General features: G+C 66.6%; 18 protein-coding genes and 1 pseudogene. 10 read left to right on the top strand and 9 right to left on the bottom strand.

Annotation, left to right across the window (positions count from 1 at the left end; genetic code table 11):
- Window positions 1–135: 135 nt before the first annotated feature.
- Window positions 136–747 carry a hypothetical protein gene (locus MRS60_RS19880; RefSeq protein ID WP_243566480.1) on the top strand — a complete coding sequence of 204 codons (612 nt, stop codon included), beginning with the start codon at window positions 136–138 and terminating at the stop codon, window positions 745–747.
- Between the two features lie 128 nt (window positions 748–875).
- Here the strand turns inward: MRS60_RS19880 and MRS60_RS19885 are convergent, their stop codons facing one another.
- Complete coding sequence (locus MRS60_RS19885) at window positions 876–2177, bottom strand: UDP-N-acetylglucosamine 1-carboxyvinyltransferase (protein WP_034179537.1); 1302 nt, start codon at window positions 2175–2177, stop codon at window positions 876–878.
- 204 nt (window positions 2178–2381) lie between these two features.
- Window positions 2382–3689 (bottom strand): shikimate transporter, encoded by a 1308-nt coding sequence (shiA, locus tag MRS60_RS19890; RefSeq protein ID WP_243566481.1) that lies wholly within the window; start codon window positions 3687–3689, stop codon window positions 2382–2384.
- A gap of 356 nt (window positions 3690–4045) precedes the next feature.
- Here shiA and MRS60_RS19895 point away from each other — a divergent pair, with 356 nt between their 5' ends.
- Window positions 4046–5173 carry a 4-hydroxyphenylpyruvate dioxygenase family protein gene (locus tag MRS60_RS19895; RefSeq protein WP_217587128.1) on the top strand — a complete coding sequence of 376 codons (1128 nt, stop codon included), beginning with the start codon at window positions 4046–4048 and terminating at the stop codon, window positions 5171–5173.
- 24 nt (window positions 5174–5197) lie between these two features.
- Here MRS60_RS19895 and MRS60_RS19900 read toward each other — a convergent pair whose 3' ends face one another.
- Window positions 5198–6538, bottom strand: coding sequence for a type II toxin-antitoxin system HipA family toxin (locus MRS60_RS19900; RefSeq protein WP_131948386.1), 1341 nt, complete (start codon window positions 6536–6538; stop codon window positions 5198–5200).
- A 2-nt stretch (window positions 6539–6540) separates the two neighbouring features.
- Complete coding sequence (locus tag MRS60_RS19905; RefSeq protein ID WP_243566482.1) at window positions 6541–6975, bottom strand: helix-turn-helix domain-containing protein; 435 nt, start codon at window positions 6973–6975, stop codon at window positions 6541–6543.
- A 190-nt stretch (window positions 6976–7165) separates the two neighbouring features.
- Between MRS60_RS19905 and MRS60_RS19910 the strand changes: the two are divergent.
- A pseudogene (locus tag MRS60_RS19910) lies at window positions 7166–7343 on the top strand (helix-turn-helix transcriptional regulator); the annotation flags it as partial.
- Window positions 7344–7558: 215 nt separating this feature from the next.
- Here the strand turns inward: MRS60_RS19910 and MRS60_RS19915 are convergent.
- From MRS60_RS19915 to MRS60_RS19935, 5 genes are all read right to left on the bottom strand, one after another.
- Window positions 7559–8224 (bottom strand): cation diffusion facilitator family transporter, encoded by a 666-nt coding sequence (locus MRS60_RS19915; protein ID WP_175748408.1) that lies wholly within the window; start codon window positions 8222–8224, stop codon window positions 7559–7561.
- Window positions 8225–8428: 204 nt separating this feature from the next.
- Window positions 8429–9004, bottom strand: a complete 576-nt coding sequence (locus MRS60_RS19920; protein WP_243566483.1) for a DinB family protein — start codon at window positions 9002–9004, stop codon at window positions 8429–8431.
- A 177-nt stretch (window positions 9005–9181) separates the two neighbouring features.
- On the bottom strand, window positions 9182–10027 hold the full coding sequence (locus tag MRS60_RS19925; RefSeq protein ID WP_243566484.1) for a PhzF family phenazine biosynthesis protein: 846 nt from the start codon (window positions 10025–10027) through the stop codon (window positions 9182–9184).
- Window positions 10028–10081: 54 nt separating this feature from the next.
- Window positions 10082–10750, bottom strand: a complete 669-nt coding sequence (locus MRS60_RS19930) for a LysE family translocator (protein ID WP_235212441.1) — start codon at window positions 10748–10750, stop codon at window positions 10082–10084.
- Window positions 10747–11151 carry a VOC family protein gene (locus tag MRS60_RS19935; protein ID WP_243566485.1) on the bottom strand — a complete coding sequence of 135 codons (405 nt, stop codon included), beginning with the start codon at window positions 11149–11151 and terminating at the stop codon, window positions 10747–10749. Before MRS60_RS19935 ends, MRS60_RS19930 begins: the two co-directional genes overlap by 4 nt.
- A gap of 133 nt (window positions 11152–11284) precedes the next feature.
- Here MRS60_RS19935 and MRS60_RS19940 point away from each other — a divergent pair, with 133 nt between their 5' ends.
- The 7 genes from MRS60_RS19940 (at window position 11285) to MRS60_RS19970 (ending at window position 19084) form a co-directional block, all read left to right on the top strand.
- Entirely contained in the window at window positions 11285–12631 is a 1347-nt protein-coding gene (locus MRS60_RS19940) for a PLP-dependent aminotransferase family protein (protein ID WP_243566486.1), read from the top strand.
- 188 nt (window positions 12632–12819) lie between these two features.
- Window positions 12820–13839, top strand: coding sequence for a DNA-binding protein (locus MRS60_RS19945; RefSeq protein ID WP_034179528.1), 1020 nt, complete (start codon window positions 12820–12822; stop codon window positions 13837–13839).
- Between the two features lie 100 nt (window positions 13840–13939).
- Window positions 13940–14560, top strand: coding sequence for a TetR/AcrR family transcriptional regulator (locus MRS60_RS19950; RefSeq protein ID WP_131948380.1), 621 nt, complete (start codon window positions 13940–13942; stop codon window positions 14558–14560).
- Between the two features lie 234 nt (window positions 14561–14794).
- Entirely contained in the window at window positions 14795–15853 is a 1059-nt protein-coding gene (locus MRS60_RS19955; protein ID WP_034179526.1) for an NADP-dependent oxidoreductase, read from the top strand.
- 99 nt (window positions 15854–15952) lie between these two features.
- On the top strand, window positions 15953–16252 hold the full coding sequence (locus MRS60_RS19960; RefSeq protein ID WP_034179525.1) for a putative quinol monooxygenase: 300 nt from the start codon (window positions 15953–15955) through the stop codon (window positions 16250–16252).
- 140 nt (window positions 16253–16392) lie between these two features.
- A complete protein-coding gene (locus tag MRS60_RS19965; protein ID WP_034179524.1) occupies window positions 16393–16848 on the top strand; it encodes a (2Fe-2S)-binding protein in 456 nt (151 codons plus the stop codon).
- Between the two features lies 1 nt (window position 16849).
- Entirely contained in the window at window positions 16850–19084 is a 2235-nt protein-coding gene (locus MRS60_RS19970) for a xanthine dehydrogenase family protein molybdopterin-binding subunit (RefSeq protein WP_243566487.1), read from the top strand.

Here is a 19084-nt window from a genome sequence, read left to right on the forward strand (position 1 = left end):
TGCCCATTGATGGAGCGCTGCGATCAGGCCGGGCGATGCGCGTCGATTTGCTTGTGCTCGTAGCACAGTGCCGCGTCGTTGACGCACCACAGCTCCAGAAAATCGAAGACGCGGTCATCGTTTTTGGAACCCAACATGAAATTTCGTGAATTCGCGGTGGCCTTGCTCGCTGCGGCTGTGCCGGCGCTCGCCGGCGCCAGTCCTGCAAGCGACACCGGGCTGACTCGTCCAACCGTCGACGTGCGTGCATGGCCGCGCATGACGTCGCCGAAATTCGGCTGCTACGTCGAAACGACCTTCGCCTACCGCGACAAGCGCTTCAATTGCGCGCTGAAGAAGTACCGGAACACCGGCGACGCATGCAAGAACACGACCGCGTATTACGAAGGCCCCGCATTCCCCGACCGGCTCGCGGCCCGCGTGCATCCGCTCGCGACGAAAGTCGAGCTCGACTGGGAGCATGGCGACCTGCAGATGGTCACCGTCACGCTGAAGGGAACGTGGAACGAGGCGGACGTGCGCAAGGCGTTCGGATTGCCGCGCGCGGAAGGGCGCAAGCTGACCGAAGTGGAACTGCGCAAGCAGCCGGACAACCTGATGGACACGAGCATCCAGTATCCGTCGAGCCCGACCGACGACAGCCTCGGCAGGCGGCCGAGCGATCCCGCGCACGGGACGACCGCCGTGATGCTTTACGGCTTCGACCACATGGGAGCGGGCGACGTCGAGTGCGGGGAGGGAGAGTAACGCCTGGAAGCGAAGCGGCGATCCTTCAATGCGCGCCGCTTGCCGGGCAGTCTGCCGACGCCGGCCGGGGAAGGAGGGGAGACGGATGCGGCGCCGATTTCACGCGAGCCGCACCCGCCGGAGCGGCATTATTCGCTGCTCGTCCACTCGACGTTCGCGCCGACCGAGCGCAGGTTCTCGACGAAATGCGGATGCGCGCGGCGGATCGGCAGCGCGTTCATGATTTCCGAGCGGCCTTCGATGCTCGCGGCCACCATCAGCAGCGCGATCGCGACGCGGATGATGTACGGGCTCTCGACGCGCGCCGGCGTCAGTTGCAGCCCGCCGAACGTGATCAGCCGATGCGGATCCGACAGCAGCACGTGCGCGCCGAACTTCGACAGTTCGCCGGACCAGCCGAGCGCACCGTCGTAGACCTTGTTCCAGAACATCGCGCTGCCTTCCGCGCGCACGCCGAGCGCGATGAAGATCGGCAGCAGGTCGACCGGCAGGTACGGCCACGGCGCGGCTTCGACCTTGGTCAGGATGTTCTGCGTGAACGGCCGGCGCACGCGCAGCGGGCCGTCGCGTTCCGCGCGCGACCAGCCGTCGCGGTGCGTGACGTTGACGCCGAACTTCGCGAACGTGCGGTCGATCAGCGGGAAATGCTCGGGCGACGAGTTGCGCACGGTGATGTCGCCGCCCGTGATCGCGCCGAGCGCGAGAAACGTCGCGATCTCGTGGAAATCCTCGGCGAAGCGGAATTCGCCGCCGCCGAGCTTGCCGCCGCCCGTCACGCAGAGTCGCGACGTGCCGATGCCTTCGATCGTGACGCCGATCATCGCGAGGAACTGGCAGAACTCCTGCACGTGCGGCTCGGACGCCGCGTTCATCAGCGTCGACGTGCCGTTCGCGGCCGTCGCGCACAGCGCGAAGTTCTCGGTGGTCGTCACCGACGCGTAGTCGAACCAGTGATCGTTGGCCGTCAGCGGGCCGTCGGTGCGGACGATCAGCGAATCGGGCGTGCGCTCGATGTGCGCGCCGAAGCGCTCGAACACCTCGACGTGCGGATCGATCTCGCGCACGCCGAGCGTGCAGCCTTTCACGTCGTTCTCGAGGCGCGCGACGCCGAAACGCGCGAGCAGCGGCGGAATCAGCATGATCGACGAGCGCATCGCCTCGGGCAGCCGGTGGACGGCCGGATCGAACTTCGTATTGCGATGGTGGAGTTCGAGCAGGCCCGTCGTGAAGTCGACCGACACGTCGCTGCCGAGCGTGCGGAAGATGTCGAGGATCTTGCGCACGTCGGTGATGTCCGGCACGCCGACCAGGCGCAGCGGCTGATCGGTCAACAGGGTGGCGCACAGGATCGGCAGGACGGCGTTCTTGTTCGCGGACGGCTTGATGTCCCCGCGCAGCGGAGTGCCGCCGTGGACGATGAGATTCGACATGATATGGGGGCGTATCGGTAACTGACGTAGGCCCATATGATGCCATTGGTCGGCGGGCGGCGTGGAATGTTCGGAAGGGAAAAGGGGGATCGGCGCGCGCGATTGACGGTGTTTGACGTTGGGCGAAGAGGTGCCGCCGTTCGGCTGGCGGCCGACGCGGAGAAATGGCCGGCCGCTGATCGGGCCGGCCACGCGCTCACTTCGTCACTGCGCTGCCCGCATCCGCGCGGCAACCACCAGCGAGATCAGGCAGCCCACCGCGAGATAGCCGGCGACGAGGTGCCACGAGCCGCCGGCCAGGGTGACCAGGCCGACCGCGATGAACGGCGTGAACCCGCCGCCGACGACGCTCGCGAACTGGTAGCCGACACCCGCGCCGCTGTAGCGGTATTCGGCGCCGAACAGCTCGGTGAACAGCGGCTGCTGGACGCTCACGACCATGTCGTGCGCGGCGTTCGCGAGCAGGATCGAGAAGATCACGATCCACACGATCGACCGCGCCTCCAGCGCGATGAAGAACGGCACCGCGGATGCAAGGCCGATCAGCGCGCCGATCAGGTAGATGCGGCGCAGGCCGTAGCGGTCGGCCAGCCACGCGAAGCACGGGATCGTCACGCAGCTCACCGCGCCGACCAGCAGGCCGACGTTCAGGAACAGGTCGCGCGACATGCCGAGGTTCGTCGTCGAATAGCTGAGCGCGAACGCGGTGACGATATACATCGTGAACAGTTCGGCGAGCCGCAGCGCGATGATCAGCAGGAACGCCTTCGGATGGCGCGTCAGCGCTTCCAGCACCGGCAGGCGCAGCTTGCGGTTGCCGTGCTCGACCTTCTCGACGAACTCCTGCGATTCGTCCATGTTCTTGCGCACCCACAGCCCGACCAGCACGAGCACGATGCTGAACACGAACGGCAGGCGCCAGCCCCACGACTTGAACGCGGCTTCGCCGAGCGTGTGGCTCAGGATCGACACGATGCCCGTGGCCAGCACGAGCCCGACGCCGTAGCCGACCTGCACGCCGCTGCTGTAGAACGCCTTCTTTTGCTTCGGCGCGCTCTCGACGGCCATCAGCGCCGCGCCGCCCCATTCGCCGCCGACCGCGAAACCCTGGATCGCACGCATCAGCACCAGCAGCACCGGCGCCCACCAGCCGATGGTTGCGAAGGTCGGCAGCAGGCCGATCGCGACCGTCGACAGCCCCATCAGCATCACCGTCAGCACGAGCATCCGCTTGCGGCCGAGCCGGTCGCCGTAGTGGCCGAACACGACGCCGCCGAGCGGCCGGAACAGGAAGCCGACGCCGAACGTCGCGAACGCCGCGAGCGTGCCCATCGTCGGGCTGACTTTCGGGAAGAACTCGGAATTGAATACCAGCGCGGCGACGATCCCGTACAGCAGGAAGTCGTACCAGTCGACGACGGCGCCGACGAAGCTGCCGATCGCGGCCTTGCGCGCCTGGCTGCGCGCGCGGGCGCCTGCGGCGGCGTCGAGGGTGTCGAAGGTTGGGGTCATGGCGGTGTCTCCTGGTACGGCGCATCGTGGAATCGTGGCGGCGCCGCGTCCGATGCTGCATTGAAGTCGATGAGTGAACGGAGAATAGGGGGCGCGCCGCATGGCGGCAATTGGCCAATCGGGCAAAGTGCGCGATTATCGTTCAATATCGTGCGATTATCGAACGCTTTTCGGGTTTGCACTAGGCGGCGCGACGATATCCCGTTCGGCCAGGGTGTGCCGCCGTGAACGATCTGGTTAAAATCTGCAGCATGAAAACTCGCCCGCTCGGAGCGGATGCCCGGTCGCCACATCGGCCGCGCATGCCGCCCGCGCCGGGCGCCATCCCCATCGACCGCATGCCCCCGGAGACTGGAATGCCCGGCAATTCCCACCCCCTGTCCAGCGATACGCCGCCCGTCGTCGATCCGGCCGCCAATCCGCTCGGGATGGCCGGCCTCGAATTCGTCGAATTCGCGGCGCCCGTGCCGGAAGCGCTCGCGCAACGCTTCGAGCAGCTCGGGTTCAAGGCGATCGCGCGGCATGTCAGCAAGAACGTCACGCTGTACCGGCAAGGGCAGATGCATTTCCTGATCAACGCCGAGCCCGATTCGTTCGCCGCGCGCTACGCGGAGGAATACGGGATGGGCGTCTGCGCGATCGGGCTGCGCGTGGCCAGCGCACGGCGTGCGTTCGAGCGTGCGATCGAGCTCGGCGCATGGGCGTTCGAGGGCGAGCGGGTCGGCGTCGGCGAGCTGAAGATCCCGGCGATCCAGGGCATCGGCGATTCGCACCTGTATTTCGTCGACCGCTGGCGCGGGCGAGACGGCCAGCGCGGCGGGGTCGGCGACATCTCGATCTTCGACATCGATTTCCGCCCGATCGACATCGCGACCGCACACACCGATCTCGATTGCGCGGGCGTCGGCCTGCAGCAGGTCGACCATTTCACGCAGACCGTCGGCGCGGGGCGCATGCGGGAGTGGCTGGATTTCTACCACGACCTGCTGCATTTTCGCGAGATCCACGAAATCGACGCGCACTGGCACGTGTCGGAAGAATCGCGCGTGATGGTGTCGCCGTGCGGCGCGGTGCGGATTCCGGTCTACGAGGAAGGCACGCGGCGTACCGAGCTGATGCACGCGTATCTGCCCGACCATCCGGGCGAGGGCGTCCAGCACGTCGCATTGTCGACTGACGACATCCTGTCGTGCGTCGATGCGCTGCGCGCGAACGGCGTCGAATTCATCGAGCCGCCCGCACGCTATTACGACGACGTCGATGCGCGGCTGCCCGGGCATGGCGTCGATCTCGACGCACTGCGCCGCCGCGCGGTGCTGGTCGACGGCGAGATCGGCAGCGACGGCGTGCCGCGCCTGTTCTTCCAGACCTTCGTCAAGCGCCGGCCCGGCGAAATCTTCTTCGAGATCGTGCAGCGCAAGGGGCACCACGGGTTCGGGGAAGGGAACCTCGCGGCACTCGCCCGCGCGCGCGACGCGGGCTGAGCGGCTCGCGGCGCTCGTCAAACCTCACACGGCATCTCCCGCCCCGAGCTTGCGGCTCTGGCGACGCATGCCGTCGAAGATCGCGTCCGCCACATCCGCCGGAAAATCCCCCGGGATCTGCGCGGCGACTTCGGCAATCGCAGTCTCCGTGCGCGCGGCAACGGCCGCCATCGCGGCGCGCACGTCGTCTTCGGTCAGGCCGACGCGCCGCCCCTGCGCGATCCAGTGACGCGGCTGGATCTCGCCGATCACGTAGTGCCGGTTCTTCCCGCACACGGCCATCGCGAGCCGCGCGCGGCGCGGCGGCAACTGGTTGCGGCGTGTGCCGATGATCGGATGCGCGGACAGCACGTCGTACAGCGGCGTGCTGCGGTACGTATTGCCGGGCAGGTGCGCGATGCTGAAGTTCTTCGCATGGCCGTCGATCGCCGCCAGCACCCAGAACACGAGCTGTGCGACGAAGAAATTCATCCTGTCGTGCGCGGCGTCGGTCGAATTCGCGAGGATGCCCATGATCGTCTCGATGCCGGGGCCGCCGTCGGATTCGTATTTCGCGCCGGAAGGCGTGCCGGTCGCCTGGCACATGTCCTCCTGCGGCAGCCGCAGGATCCACGTGCCGTCGCGCGAAGGACGCCGGTCGAAGCGCTCGACGATCAGCGCCTTCTGGTCGTCGAACCGGCCGATCTCGCACGGCGCGACCGGCAGGCCGTATGCGGCGACGAGCTTCGAGCACAGCCATTCGTTTTCGACGGACGTTCGCATGTCGGCCTGCATGTTCCCGACGCGCCCGAGCGGCAGCTTGAAGATGTGCGTCGTCGGCGTGCTGCCCGACGGCCGCAACCAGCGGTTGCCCTGACGCAGCAAGGCGGTCTTTTCCTGCGCGCCGGCGATCGACAGGCGCAGGTCGCCGTCCGGCTCCCCGCGGCCGGGCAGCGGCGCGGCGGTCGCGTGGCGCAGCACGTCGGCAACGGCTGCGTCGTCGAGCGTCACGCCGTCGATCGTCTCGAGGTCAACGGGCATCTCGTCGGGCGGCAGCATCTGGATCGCGCCGACGCAATCGCGGCCGATCGACGCGAGCAGTTCGAACGGCGCCGTCGATCCGAGCCGGTAACGCTGCGCGATGCGGCGGCGGATCGGCTCGCTGTCCGGCAGCAGGTTGTCGAAGTAGTCGGCGACGATCGCGCCCTGGTGCGGCTGGTTGCCGGGCGTGAAGGGCAGCGACAGCGATAGCGGCCGCCCCTGGGGATCGTCGAGCCAGCCCGGCAGGTAGACGAGGCGCTCGACGCCGCGCCGGATTTCCCAATAGCCGACCGGAATGCCGTTCATCCACAGGTCGAGCCGGTCGTGGCGGGCGCGCGGCGCCATCGTCACCAGTCCTCCCGTTTCGAGGTCCGCGGCTTGCCCGGTGCTGCCGTCGCCGGCCGCTTGCGCGCGGCGCCGGACGTGGTTTTGGTTTGAGCTTTTGCTGCCGTTGCACCGCGCGCCGGGTCCGGGATGCGCTTTTTCGCGGCCGGCTTGCGAGCCGCCGAGCCGGCATCAGTATCGGCATCTGCATCGGGCTGAGCGGATTCCGCCGAATCATCCTGCGCGCCCAGGCCGAGCGTCATGCGAACGCCAAGCGTGTTCAGCACCTTGAAAAGCCGTTCGATGCTCACCGCCGACGGATTGGCTTCGAGCTGCGCATAGGATTGCTGCGTGACGCCCAGGCGGGCGGCCAATTGCGCCTGCGTGAGCCCCGCGGATTTCCGGAAACCGACGAGTATCGGGCGCAACTGGGTCAGGGTCTGGACAGGAAAGGCCATCGGGCGCTCCGCTGGATGACAGGCGATCGTTTGTAATCGGAAAATACAGTCTATGGCATGTATTGTCAAAATACAAACCCAAGACTGTATTTCACAAAAACAAACGATAACCTGTTATGCGAAAACTCGACCAACCCTCGTGACGGCGGGTGCCGTGCACGACGCCCGCGCATCTCCCCGCATCGCGCCGCCCGCCGAGACGTCGCTCGCGCTGCTGCAACGGGCTGACGCTCGAGCAAGCGGCGGAGGAGCCGGGGATCAGCAAGAACACGGCGCGCACGCACCTGCGCGCGATCTTCTCGAAGACGGGTGCCACGCGCCAGGCGACGCTCGTACGGATCCTGCTCGGGAGTGTGGTGCCGCTCGGGTCTCGGGTAGCCGATCCATCGGAGTCGGCCGGCATTCGTCTGGCGACACGTCGTCATCGGTCAACGCCTCGCGTGACACACGGCGATGACGGCATCATGCAAAAGAGGCTCGCTCGTACGACGCGAGCCTTTTTGTCATTCCGCCCAGCCGATAACCGATAGCGCGTATCGGAGGTTTCACGCGTCGGCGCCATGCACGACGACGGCGACCGCGTTCACGAACCGCGCGTCGAGCGATTCGCCCACGCGGCCAACATCGGCCATTGCGCACCGCCGCGCCGGATGAAACCGGCGCCCGTGCGGATCACGAGCGCGCCGATCGCGAGCGCGGCCACGTCGTCGAGACGGCCGAGGCCGACCAGCGCCGCACTCATCGCGAGCGCCGCCAGCAACGCCGACAACGCATCGGTACGCACATGCCAGCCGCTCGCCTCGAGCAGCGCTGAGCCCGTCTCGCGCGCCTTGCGCAGCATCCAGTGCGAAAGCACGGCCTTGCCGGCGAGCGTGACGGCGACGAGCGCGAGCGTCGTCGCGCCCGGCTGCACGGCGGGCGGCGTGTCGAACCGGTTGACCGCGTGCCAGATCATCTGCGCGCCCGTCGCGACCAGCAATGCGCCGAGACCCGCGAGTGCGAGCGGCTCGTAGGTCGGGCGCCGCTCCGGCGGCAGGCGCGCGTCGAGCCTGCATGCGACGAGGATCAAGGCATCGGCCGCGAGATCGATCGCCGCGTGCGCGACGTCCGCGAGCAGCCCGGACGAATGCGCGGACCACGCCGCAGCCGTCTCGACGGCGAGCAGCAGCAGGTTGATCGCGAGGCTGACGGCGAGGGCGCGGGACGTGGCCGCATAAACGTGGGGCGTGGCGCGCGACGTGCGCTGCATGGCGGATTCGTCTGTCGATAGAGTGGGTGAGCCCCGAACGCTACCGGTCGACGGTGGCAGATCAATGACAGGCGATGGCCGCGGCGCAACCGGTCGGCGATGCTTGCGTGCCGACGGCAGCAGCGCGGCGAAGCGATCCGCACGCACCGGGCGCGGCCGCGGCCGCGGCCGGCACAGATGCGAGACAAGTGGCCGAACAGGCGCTCACCGAGCGTCGCGATAGTGATCCCTGATGAATACGGGAAGATCGTTCGACGGTGGCGCGAAAGGCACCTGATACATCATGTCGCCGACAAAACCGCGGTGATAGGTGCCGTGATTGACGACATGCAGCACGATTTGCTCGCGGGTCATGACGCCTTCTCCTCCGCCAACAAACTCGAAATGAACGGCTTTCGCAAGATCCACGTCCGACCAGGTGTCGACAAGATCGATGTACCAGCAGTCCATTTCCTGAACCGCTTTCCAAAGATCGGAAACTGCGGGCGTATGGTCGGTGTTGCGCGAGGTGTAGGTGTGCTTCTTTCCTTGCAGATGATGTCTGAAAATGTCGTCGACCACGTAGACGTGATTCAAGGTATGCACCATGTTTCCGAACCGTGTCGGTCTCTGCCGAAGGGCTTCGCCGGCCGGCAGGCCCATCACGCTCTTGAACGTCAGTCCATTCGCCCAGGACTTGTAGCGCACCAGCATTCTCAAGGTGTCTGCTGCCGAGGCTGGCGGTGTGATGCGATCGGTGGTTACGGATGGAGCAATCCGGTTCTGCGAGGGGGCAGACATGCTGAAACTCCTTGCGTGTTTTCGAGCGTCAGACAACGCTCAGGTTGATCCGGTACTGTCGCGTCACGCCGGCAAGCAGGCTTGCGAGCAAGCTGTTCGGCGTATGGGGCGACCCGGACAGGCGTCATGTGCGCCAGCTCGCCCGAACATCAGGTTGCCGCTTTCTCGTTTGCCTTTTCAAAAGCCGCGGAGCCGGCCTTCGACATGCGTACGCGTCTTGCCGCCGACCCAGATTTGGCCAGCCTCGTCGCGGGTCAAATGAATGCGGCCATGGCGGCCGACGCGTGTCCCCTGGGCGGCGACATAGTCGTCCTCAACCACACCTGTCGCGAACAGCCACTGCGCCATTGAAGCATTGAGGCTCCCAGTGACCGGGTCTTCGACGATAGCGCCCAGATGGTCGCTGAAGAAGGCGCGAACCTCGAAGGCCGCGTTGCCGCCTGTTGCATGAGGGCCAATAACGCCGACATCGATCCGGCCGGGCCAGTTGCGGAGCGGATCGAGGGCAAGCACCATCTCCGCCGATACCAGCCTGATGCCCAGCCATCCGGGGCCGTTGTCGATCCAGGCGGCATCAAGGACATCGCCGGATTCGATCCCCAGCAGTCGCCGAGCCTGGTCCAGTTCATCCTGTGCAGGCGCGCCGGAGCGGATCAGCGGCGGGGCGGCGAAGGAAAGCCGCTCGTGATTGCGTCGGATCGGAACCAGCCCGGCTCCGCACTCCTGGACGATTTCCGCTTCGCTCTTCGGCACGCGCCCCGTCGAGAGCCACGCATGACAGCTGCCGAGCGTCGGGTGCCCGGCAAAAGGCATCTCCCTGTCCAGCGTGAAGATCCTGACCCGGTAGTCGGCCTCAGGATGCGTGGGTGGCAAGAGAAAAGCGGTCTCGGACAGGTTGAACCACCGCGTCAGCCGCTGCATGTCATCCGTTGCCAGCGCATCGGCACCGATGACGACCGCCAGCGGATTGCCCGAAAGCGGCCCGGCGCCGAAGACATCGATCATATGGATCGCAAAGGTCATGACATCGCTCTTTCAATTCAGATCGGTTCGTGATGGCGCCGACAAACCGGAATATCAACGTTGCCAGGCAAGCAGATTGACTCCCGCAACGGCGAACACCGCGGATAGCGTGCCTTCAATCCAGCGCCGGAGGCTGGTATACAGCGCGATCATCCGGGCGGTCGAGAAGAGGACCGCATAACCACCAAACACGATGACGCCGAGGAACGCGCAACCACCGATGATCGCCGGCAAGGTGCCGCCGGGGGCGTGCTCCTGAAGCCCAAGGGACATGATTGCCATCCAGGCGAGAACCGCCTTCGGGTTTCCGACATGCATGAGAATGCCCTGGCGATAGAGCCGCCGATAACGAGGTGTCGAGCGTCCTGGTTCGATCTTCGCGAAGCCGGAGCCCGGTTTCAGCGCCGACCTGCCCGTGCGGAACGCTAGGTAGAGCAGATAGACACCCCCAACCATCTTTATGATGAAAAGCGCCTCGGCATAGGCCGCCAGCACGGCGGAAACGCCGGTCGCCGCCAGGATCGCCCAGAAGAGCGAGCCCGTGATGACGCCGGCAGCCAGAACGAGGGCCGGCAGACGGCCGTCGCGCATCGCTGTTCCCATGATCGCCATGTTGCTCGGCCCGGGGCTGGCGGTGGCGATGAGATAGGTGCCGTAGGCGAGTGCGATCTGACTGGCGATCATTCGAGTTTCTCCAGAGATGCGGGGCGTCTCCAGCGTCATGGCCGGAGGTCTCCGCGATGAACGATATGAACCTTGTTCCCGTCGGGGTCGCGCAGATACGCGCCGAAGTAGCCGTCCCCGTAGTGGGGGCGTAACCCGGGTGCACCGTCGCCCGTCCCACCGTGCTCGAGACCATTCGCGTAGGCCGTGTTCACGGCTTCTTGCGACGGGGCCAGAAAGGCGACCATGCTGCCGTTGCCGGTGGTCGCCGGCTCGCCGTCGTAAGGGATGTAGACATAGAAACGCGGCAGCGGCGCTTGACCGATTACCCAGCAAAGCGCCGGAGGCCCGCCATCGGACATGACGACGCGACGCTTCAGTCCGAGCGGAGCGAGCACCGCGTCATAGAAACGGCCTGCCCGCCCAAGGTCACGCGCCCCAACAGTTACGTGGCTGAACATTTGACTCTCCATGCGCCCGTCATGGCGATCAGGCGCCTCCAGAAATGCATGACTTCATCCAATCACATCGCGCATGTTACTCTTTTCATTTATATAAATAGTGTCACGTGACACTAATATCTAGGCGGCGAACATGCTCCTGCAATCTCCCTGGTCACCACGGCTTGCCGACATCGACGCGAATACCGCCGAGCGGTTGGTCCTCGCGCTGGCCGACGACATCGTCGAGGGGCGGCTGACGGGAGGCGACCGTCTGCCCGCTCATCGCGATCTCGCGTTGAAACTGGGGATCGGCCTTGGCACGGTGACGAAAGCCTATGCCGCGCTTGAACGGCGAGGCCTGACGCGCAGCATCAAGGGCCGGGGAACCTTCGTGGCGATCCGCCAGGCGCATCAGGATCGCCAGATCGACCTTTCGTCCAATGTGCCGCCAGCCATGCTCGACGCTCGCTTGCTGGCGCGAACATTGACGGGGATCGCACGCAAGATCGATGCGGACCATCTCAATCTCTATGCCCCGCCCGCCGGGCATATGGAGCACCGACGTGTGCTGGCTCGCTGGCTCGAAACGCTGGGCCTGATGGTGGAACCGTCGCATCTGGTGCTGACGAGCGGCGCCCGCCAGGCGCTGTCATTGGCCTTCGATCTTGCCTGCGGCTCGCAAGGGCTGCTTCTGACCGAGCGGATCACCTATCCTGGCGCGATCGCGCTGGCTCGGCGCAACGGATATCGGATCCAAGGCGTCGACACCGACGCGCAAGGGATGGCGCCGGGGGCACTGGCGGACGCACTCGACGGCACCGCATCGACCGGCAGCAAGGCGGTCTATCTCACGCCGACGCTGCAGAACCCGACCACCGCAACGATGAGCGCGGAACGGAGGCAGGCCATCGTGGATATTTGCCGCCGGGCGGGCGCGTGGATCATCGAGGACGGCGTCTATGCGTCGGCAGAGCCGGCTTTGCCGCCGCTTGCGGCGTTGGCGCCCGAGATCACCTTTCATGTGAACGGGCTGTCCAAATCGCTTGGCCCCGGTTTGCAGATCGGCATGCTCGTGCTGCCGACCGGACTCGACGACGCAGCGGAAGACGCGCTGCGGGACCTGCCAATGGCGCCGTCGCCGCTCTCTTGCGCAGTGGTTGAGGAATGGCTGGCCACCGGCGTCATCTCCTCGATCCAGCGGGATCTGCACCATGAGGCGCGGCGTCGATCCAATCTGGCCATCTCTCTGCTCGGCGCGAGCGAACTGGTCTCGCATCCCGGCGCCTACAACGCGTGGCTGCCGATGGAGCGTGACGCTGCCAATCGTGTCGCATCCGTCGCTGCAGCGATGCGCATCAAGTTGACCCCGCCGGTATCCATGATGGTGAACCCGGAAGATCGGGCGAGCGGGATTCGACTTTGCCTCGGCGGCCCGTCGTTCGAAGATCTGACAGAAGCACTGACGCTTCTGGCGGGGCTGCTGAAGCAGCGCGCTTGACGCCACCGGACGAGCGCCGGAGGTAATTGGCGGCTCAAAACCGTGCAAACGATCTGCTTCGATTCCACGCGCCACGCCCCTCGATCATCTCGACATTATAGAAATAATGTCAAATCATCAGGCAGCGAGAATTGGATATTTAACGGTTTACGTTATATTATTTACGAAATCCCCGACAAAACCCCACCATGTCCGATCTCGCCGCCGACGAACCCCGCCTGACCGCCGAAATCGAGCGCCTCAAGGCCGACTTCCCGAAAACCCGCGAGCTATACCGCGAGGTCTGCGCGCTGCTGTTCTTCCGCTTCGGCATCACACCTACCGCGAACCGCCTGTACCAGCTCGTCCGCAAGGGCAGCATGAGCACGCCGACGGCTGTCCTCGGCGAGTTCTGGGCCGAGCTGCGGGAAAAGAGTCGCGTGCGGATCGAACATCCCGACCTGCCGGCCGATCTGCAGGCGGCAGCCGGCGAGCTGGTCGCGGCATTGTGGAATCGTTCGAGCACCGACGCGGCCGCCGCGCTCGACGCACTGCGCGCGGAAGTCGAAGCCGAACGAACGGCGGCGAACGCGGAAGTCGCGACGCTGCAGGCCGAGCTGGCCCGCACCGAAACCGCGCTCGAACAACGCACGGCCGCGCTGCTGGCCGCGCAGGTGCGCATTCAGGAACTGGAGCAGGCGAGGGCGGCCGACGACGCATCGCGGCGCGCGCTGCAAGCGGAGATCGAGCGCCTGAAAGCCGACAACGCGGAAGGCGACCGCGCACTTGCGCAGGCGCGTGCGGATTTCACGACCCAGCTCGACCGGCTGCGCGACGACGCAGGCCGGGCCGAGGAACGCTTGCGCGCATCGGAGAAGCGCGCGCTTCAGGAGATCGATCGCGAACGGCTCGCCGCCGCCCGGCTGCAAAAGGAACTCGACGCGACGGCATCGCGCGCCGAGCAGCGCGATGCGCAGCAGCGGAAGGATGTCGCCGCGCTGCAGGCGCAACTCGGCGATGCACTGCATCGATGCGGGGTGCTTCAGGGGCAGCTCGACGGCGCGCAGGCGACCGATGCGGCGCGCGTCAAGGAGCTCGATGCGTTGAGGCGGGAGATGACTGTGCTCGCGCGGCGGGCACCGCTGCGCGGCACGAAAACGGCTCCGGCCGCACAGCGAAGCGAGCGGCGGGCGCGCACGAGGAAGCGTGCCGACGAAGCGGTGCGCTGACGGCGATCGATTGTCCGGTCGCGATCGGGTAAAGTGCCGCTCAACATGCCGGCCCAGCATTACTAGACGACCGGTCTAATCGTTGCTACCATACGCCATCATGAATGCATCTTCAGGCGCGGAAGTCCGCCAGCACATCCTGAATATCGCGAAGCCGATCATGCTCCACAAGGGGTTCTCGGCGGTCGGTCTGAACGAGATTCTCGCCGCGGCGGGCATCCCGAAGGGCTCGTTCTATCATTACTTCGGCTCGAAAGAGGCATTCGGCGAAGCGTTGCTCGAAGCGTATTTCGAAGGTTATCTCGCGCATCTCGACAACCTGCTCAAGCATCAGGCCGGCACGGGCGCCGAGCGCCTGATGACGTACTGGGGCAACTGGCTGCACACGCAATGCGCGGACGATCCGGAGGGCAAGTGCCTCGCGGTGAAGCTCGGCGCGGAAGTGTCGGACCTGTCGGAAGCGATGCGCGCGGTGCTGCGGCGTGGCACGAGCCAGATCATCGAACGGCTCGCGGGCGGCATCGAGGCAGGGCTCGCCGATGGCTCGCTGCGTGCGGTCGACGATCCGCCGCACACGGCCGCGATCCTTTACGAGCTGTGGCTTGGCGCAACGCTGCTGGAAAAGATTCACCGCAACCGCAAACCGCTCGAAAGGGCGATGGCCGAAACGCGGCGCATGCTCAACCTGCCGCCGGCCGCGCATGACGGAGCGCAGTCGTAACCCGGGCGCGCATCGGCGCGCCTTGTTTTTGCCCCGATTCTAGACGACTGGTCTACTTATCCACGCATGACGAATACCTCGCTCCGCGTTACTCTGTCCCGATTGTTCCAACCGCACGCGTGCAACCACGCCGGCCTGACCGCCGACGCTGCCACGCGTGCGCGCCTTCTGTCGGTCCATCCCTGATCCGATCGTGCCCACGAAGCACGTTTATTCCTGTTGACGGAGACTCACATGCCGCAAAGCAAGACCGCAAACCGCCAGATCATCCTGACGTCGCGCCCGGTCGGCGCGCCGACGCCGGGCAACTTCCGCACCGAATCCGGCGACGTGCCGACGCCCGGCGCCGGCCAGGTGCTGCTGCGCACGGTCTGGTTGTCGCTCGACCCGTACATGCGCGGCCGGATGAGCGACGCGCCGTCCTATGCCGCGCCGGTCGAACTCGGCGACGTGATGGTTGGCGGCACTGTCAGCCGCGTCGTGTCGTCGAACCTGCCCGCGTTCCGCGAAGGCGATCTCGTCGTTGCCGGCGCCGGCTGGCAGGACTATGCGCTGTCCGACGGCCGCGACCTGATTCCGCTCGGCCGCGACTTCGCGCATCCGTCGTACGCGCTCGGCGTGCTCGGCATGCCGGGCTTCACCGCATACACCGGGCTGCTGAAGATCGGCGAACCGAAGGCCGGCGAGACCGTGGTCGTCGCGGCAGCCAGCGGCGCGGTCGGCTCGGTCGTCGGGCAGATCGCGAAGCTGAAGGGCTGCCGCGTGATCGGCGTCGCGGGCGGCGCCGACAAGTGCGCGTACGTGACCGACACGCTCGGCTTCGACGCGTGCGTCGACCACCGCGATCCGGCGTTTGCCGCAAAGCTGAAGGAAGCCTGTCCGAACGGCATCGACGTCTATTTCGAGAACGTCGGCGGGGCCGTGTTCGACGCGGTCTGGCCGCTGCTCAACGACCATGCGCGCGTGCCCGTGTGCGGAATCATTGCGCATTACAACGACGCGGCATACGACGACACCGCAGTGTCGACCGGCCGTGATCGCGTGCCGGCGCTGATGGGTGCGATCCTGCGCAAGCGCATCCGCGTGCAGGGTTTCATCATCCTCGATCACTATGCGACCGGTTATGCGCCGTTCCTGAAGGAGATGAGCGAATGGGTCGCGCAGGGCAAGGTGAAGACGCGGGAAGATGTGGTCCCCGACCTGGCTGACGCACCCGAAGCGCTGATCGGCCTGCTGGCCGGCAAGAACTTCGGCAAGGTCGTCGTGCGCGTGGGCCCGGACGAACTGGCCTGATGCTGCGGCACGGCAACACAAACACACCACGGTTGCACGCTGGCGTCGCGCGACGCCGGCTTGTGGCATGCTCGATTCCGTTTCGAAAGGAGTGACAAGATGGCGCTTCACGTGATTGCTTCGCTGTTCCTGAAACCCGAACACGCGCAGGCCGCCGAGGCCGAACTGCGCAGCATGGTCGTCAAGACGCGCACCGAACCGGGCAACCGGCGCTACGACCTGTTCCGCGAGCAAGACGGCTCGCCGAACCTGCACCTGTACGAGATCTACGACGATCAGGCCGCATTCGACGCACACCTCGCCAGCCCTTATTTCGGCGAATTCCGCACGAAGTCGGCCGACTGGTTCACGGCACCGCCGGTGATCAAGGTGCTGTCGGGCATCGACGTGGCCGAGTAACGACGCAGGACCACCGCCGCGGCCCGCCCCCATCCGGGCCGCGCGGCACCCGTCGCGCACCGCGCGACGGCGATGACAACGACGACCCGCGCGGCGCGCCATGCGCGCCGCTTCCCCAATACAACGGCCCCGGAGGCTGAATGGTCACCCTCAACATCAACGGCGAGAACCGCACGGTCGACGCCCCCGACGACATGCCCTTGCTCTGGGTGCTGCGCGACGTCGTGGGCCTCACCGGCACGAAGTTCGGCTGCGGAATCGCGCAATGCGGCGCGTGCACCGTGCATCTCGACGGCGTCGCCGCGCGCTCGTGCGTGCTGCCGGTCGCGGCCGTCGCGGGCCGCAGGATCACGACGATCGAGGCCGTCGGCGCGACGCCGGCCGGCCACAAGGTCCAGCAGGCGTGGCGCGAGCTCGACGTCGTCCAGTGCGGCTACTGCCAGTCGGGGCAGGTGATGGCGGCCACCGCGCTGATCGCATCGAACCCGAACCCGAGCGACGCCGACATCGACGCGGCGATGGCCGGCAACATCTGCCGCTGCGGCACGTACAACCGGATTCGCGCGGCGGTCAAGCAAGCCGCCAAGGGAGCGTGACATGTCGCGAGGACTGATCGAAGCAGGCAAGGCCGCCGGGCAAGCGGCCGGCGCCGGCGTGTCGCGCCGCGGGTTTCTCAAGCTCGGCATGTCGCTCGGCGCGGCGGCGGGCGGCGGCTTGCTGCTCGGCTTCAGCCTGCCGGCGGCGGGCGACGACACGCGCCGTTCGGTGATCGGCGGCGACGGCGATGAAACCGCGCGCGCCGGCGTGTTCGCGCCGAATGCGTTCGTGCAGATCGACCGCGGCGGCAAGGTCACGCTGGTGATGCCGAAGGTCGAGATGGGACAGGGCGTCTATACGGCGCTGCCGATGCTGATCGCCGAGGAGCTCGAAGTGCCGCTGTCGAGCGTGACGCTCGATCATGCGCCGCCGAACGAGAAGCTGTTCCTCGATCCGCTGCTCGGCGGCCAGCTCACGGGCGGCTCGACGTCGGTGCGCTACGCATGGGAACCGCTGCGCCGCGCGGGCGCAACCGCGCGCACGCTGCTGGTTGCGGCGGCCGCGAAGCAATGGAATGTCGATCCGGCATCCTGTCGCGCCGCGAACGGCGAAGTGCAGCATCCTTCGAGCGGCCGGCGCGCATCGTACGGCCAGTTGGCCGACGCCGCGGCGAAGCTGCCGGTGCCGAAGGACGTCGCGTTGAAGAAGCCGGAGGATTTCAAGCTGATCGGCACGCCCGCGAAGCGGCTCGATTCGCCGGAGAAGGTCGACGGCACCGCGCAGTTCGGGCTCGACGTGCGCGTGCCCGGCATGCTGTACGCGGTGATCGTGAACAGCCCGGTGTTCGGCGGCACGGTCGCAAGCGTCGACGACACGGCCGCGAAGAAGATCCCCGGCGTGCGCCAGGTCGTGCGCGCGGACAACGCGGTCGCGGTAGTCGGCGATCACACGTGGGCCGCGAAGCGCGGCGCGTCGGCGCTCGTCGTGAAGTGGAACGAAGGCGCGGACGCGAAGGTGTCGACGAAGGACATCGTCGCCGATCTCGCGCAGGCCGCCGCGAACGGCAAGGGCGCGGTCGCGCGCAAGGACGGCGACGTCGGCAAGGCGTTCGCGAACGCGAAGACGCGCATCGACGCCGTCTACGAACAGCCGTTCCTGGCGCACGCGACGATGGAGCCCGTGAACTGCACGGTGCACGTGCGCGGCGACGGCTGCGAAATCTGGGTCGGCACGCAGGTGCCGACGCGGGCGCGCGATACGGTGCAGCAGCTCACGGGCCTGCCGCCCGACAAGATCGTCGTGCACAACCACCTGCTCGGCGGCGGCTTCGGCCGGCGTCTCGAGACGGACATGATCGGCCAGGCGGTGAAGATCGCCAAACAGGTCGGCGCGCCGGTGAAGGTGGTCTGGACGCGCGAGGAGGACATCCAGCACGACATGTATCGCCCGTACTACTACGACAAGATCTCGGCGGGCCTCGACGCGAACGGCAAGCCGGTCGCGTGGCAGCACCGGATCGTCGGCTCGTCGATTCTCGCGCGCTTCGCGCCGCCCGCGTTCAAGGACGGCGTCGATCCCGACGCGGTGGAGGTCGCAACCGACCTGCCATACGACCTGCCGAACCAGTTGATCGACTACGTGCGGCAGGAGCCGCGCCACGTGCCGACCGCGTTCTGGCGCGGCGTCGGGCCGACGCGCAGCACCTTCGTCGTCGAAAGCTTCATCGACGAACTGGCCGCGCAGGCCAAGACCGACCCCGTGCAATACCGCCGCTCACTGCTCGGCAAGACGCCGCGCGCGCTCAACGTACTCGACGTCGCGACCAAGGCGGCCGGCTGGGGACCGTCGCTGCCGAAGGGGCAAGGGCGCGGCGTGTCGGTGATGCACGCGTTCGGCAGCTTCTTCTCGATCGTCATCGACGTCGCGGTGGACGACGGCGAGGTGCAGGTCAAGCGCGTCGTGTGCGCGGTGGACTGCGGGATGTTCGTCAATCCGAACACGATCGAGGCGCAGGTGCAGGGCGGCATCATCTTCGGGATCACGGGCGCGCTGTACGGCGAGATCACGATCGAGGACGGCCGCGTCGCGCAGAGCAATTTCACCGACTACCGGATGATGCGAATCAACGAGACACCGCCGATCGAAGTCCATCTGGTGAAGAGCGGCGAAGCGCCGGGCGGGATCGGCGAACCGGGCACGGCCGCGACCGCGGCGGCGCTGTCGAACGCGATCTTCGCGGCAACCGGCAAGCGGCTGCGCAAGCTGCCGGTCGGCAACCAGCTGAAGACGGCCTGA

The organism is Burkholderia pyrrocinia (assembly GCF_022809715.1).
GTDB lineage: Bacteria > Pseudomonadota > Gammaproteobacteria > Burkholderiales > Burkholderiaceae > Burkholderia > Burkholderia pyrrocinia_C.

Bases quoted from the DNA above. Each gene is read 5' to 3' on its own strand.
- MRS60_RS19880 (WP_243566480.1), top strand. From the start codon at position 136: ATGAAATTTCGTGAATTCGCGGTGGCCTTGCTCGCTGCGGCTGTGCCG.
- MRS60_RS19885 (WP_034179537.1), bottom strand. From the start codon at position 2,177: ATGTCGAATCTCATCGTCCACGGCGGCACTCCGCTGCGCGGGGACATC.
- shiA (WP_243566481.1), bottom strand. From the start codon at position 3,689: ATGACCCCAACCTTCGACACCCTCGACGCCGCCGCAGGCGCCCGCGCG.
- MRS60_RS19895 (WP_217587128.1), top strand. From the start codon at position 4,046: ATGCCCGGCAATTCCCACCCCCTGTCCAGCGATACGCCGCCCGTCGTC.
- MRS60_RS19900 (WP_131948386.1), bottom strand. From the start codon at position 6,538: ATGGCGCCGCGCGCCCGCCACGACCGGCTCGACCTGTGGATGAACGGC.
- MRS60_RS19905 (WP_243566482.1), bottom strand. From the start codon at position 6,975: ATGGCCTTTCCTGTCCAGACCCTGACCCAGTTGCGCCCGATACTCGTC.
- MRS60_RS19915 (WP_175748408.1), bottom strand. From the start codon at position 8,224: ATGCAGCGCACGTCGCGCGCCACGCCCCACGTTTATGCGGCCACGTCC.
- MRS60_RS19920 (WP_243566483.1), bottom strand. From the start codon at position 9,004: ATGTCTGCCCCCTCGCAGAACCGGATTGCTCCATCCGTAACCACCGAT.
- MRS60_RS19925 (WP_243566484.1), bottom strand. From the start codon at position 10,027: ATGACCTTTGCGATCCATATGATCGATGTCTTCGGCGCCGGGCCGCTT.
- MRS60_RS19930 (WP_235212441.1), bottom strand. From the start codon at position 10,750: ATGACGCTGGAGACGCCCCGCATCTCTGGAGAAACTCGAATGATCGCC.
- MRS60_RS19935 (WP_243566485.1), bottom strand. From the start codon at position 11,151: ATGTTCAGCCACGTAACTGTTGGGGCGCGTGACCTTGGGCGGGCAGGC.
- MRS60_RS19940 (WP_243566486.1), top strand. From the start codon at position 11,285: ATGCTCCTGCAATCTCCCTGGTCACCACGGCTTGCCGACATCGACGCG.
- MRS60_RS19945 (WP_034179528.1), top strand. From the start codon at position 12,820: ATGTCCGATCTCGCCGCCGACGAACCCCGCCTGACCGCCGAAATCGAG.
- MRS60_RS19950 (WP_131948380.1), top strand. From the start codon at position 13,940: ATGAATGCATCTTCAGGCGCGGAAGTCCGCCAGCACATCCTGAATATC.
- MRS60_RS19955 (WP_034179526.1), top strand. From the start codon at position 14,795: ATGCCGCAAAGCAAGACCGCAAACCGCCAGATCATCCTGACGTCGCGC.
- MRS60_RS19960 (WP_034179525.1), top strand. From the start codon at position 15,953: ATGGCGCTTCACGTGATTGCTTCGCTGTTCCTGAAACCCGAACACGCG.
- MRS60_RS19965 (WP_034179524.1), top strand. From the start codon at position 16,393: ATGGTCACCCTCAACATCAACGGCGAGAACCGCACGGTCGACGCCCCC.
- MRS60_RS19970 (WP_243566487.1), top strand. From the start codon at position 16,850: ATGTCGCGAGGACTGATCGAAGCAGGCAAGGCCGCCGGGCAAGCGGCC.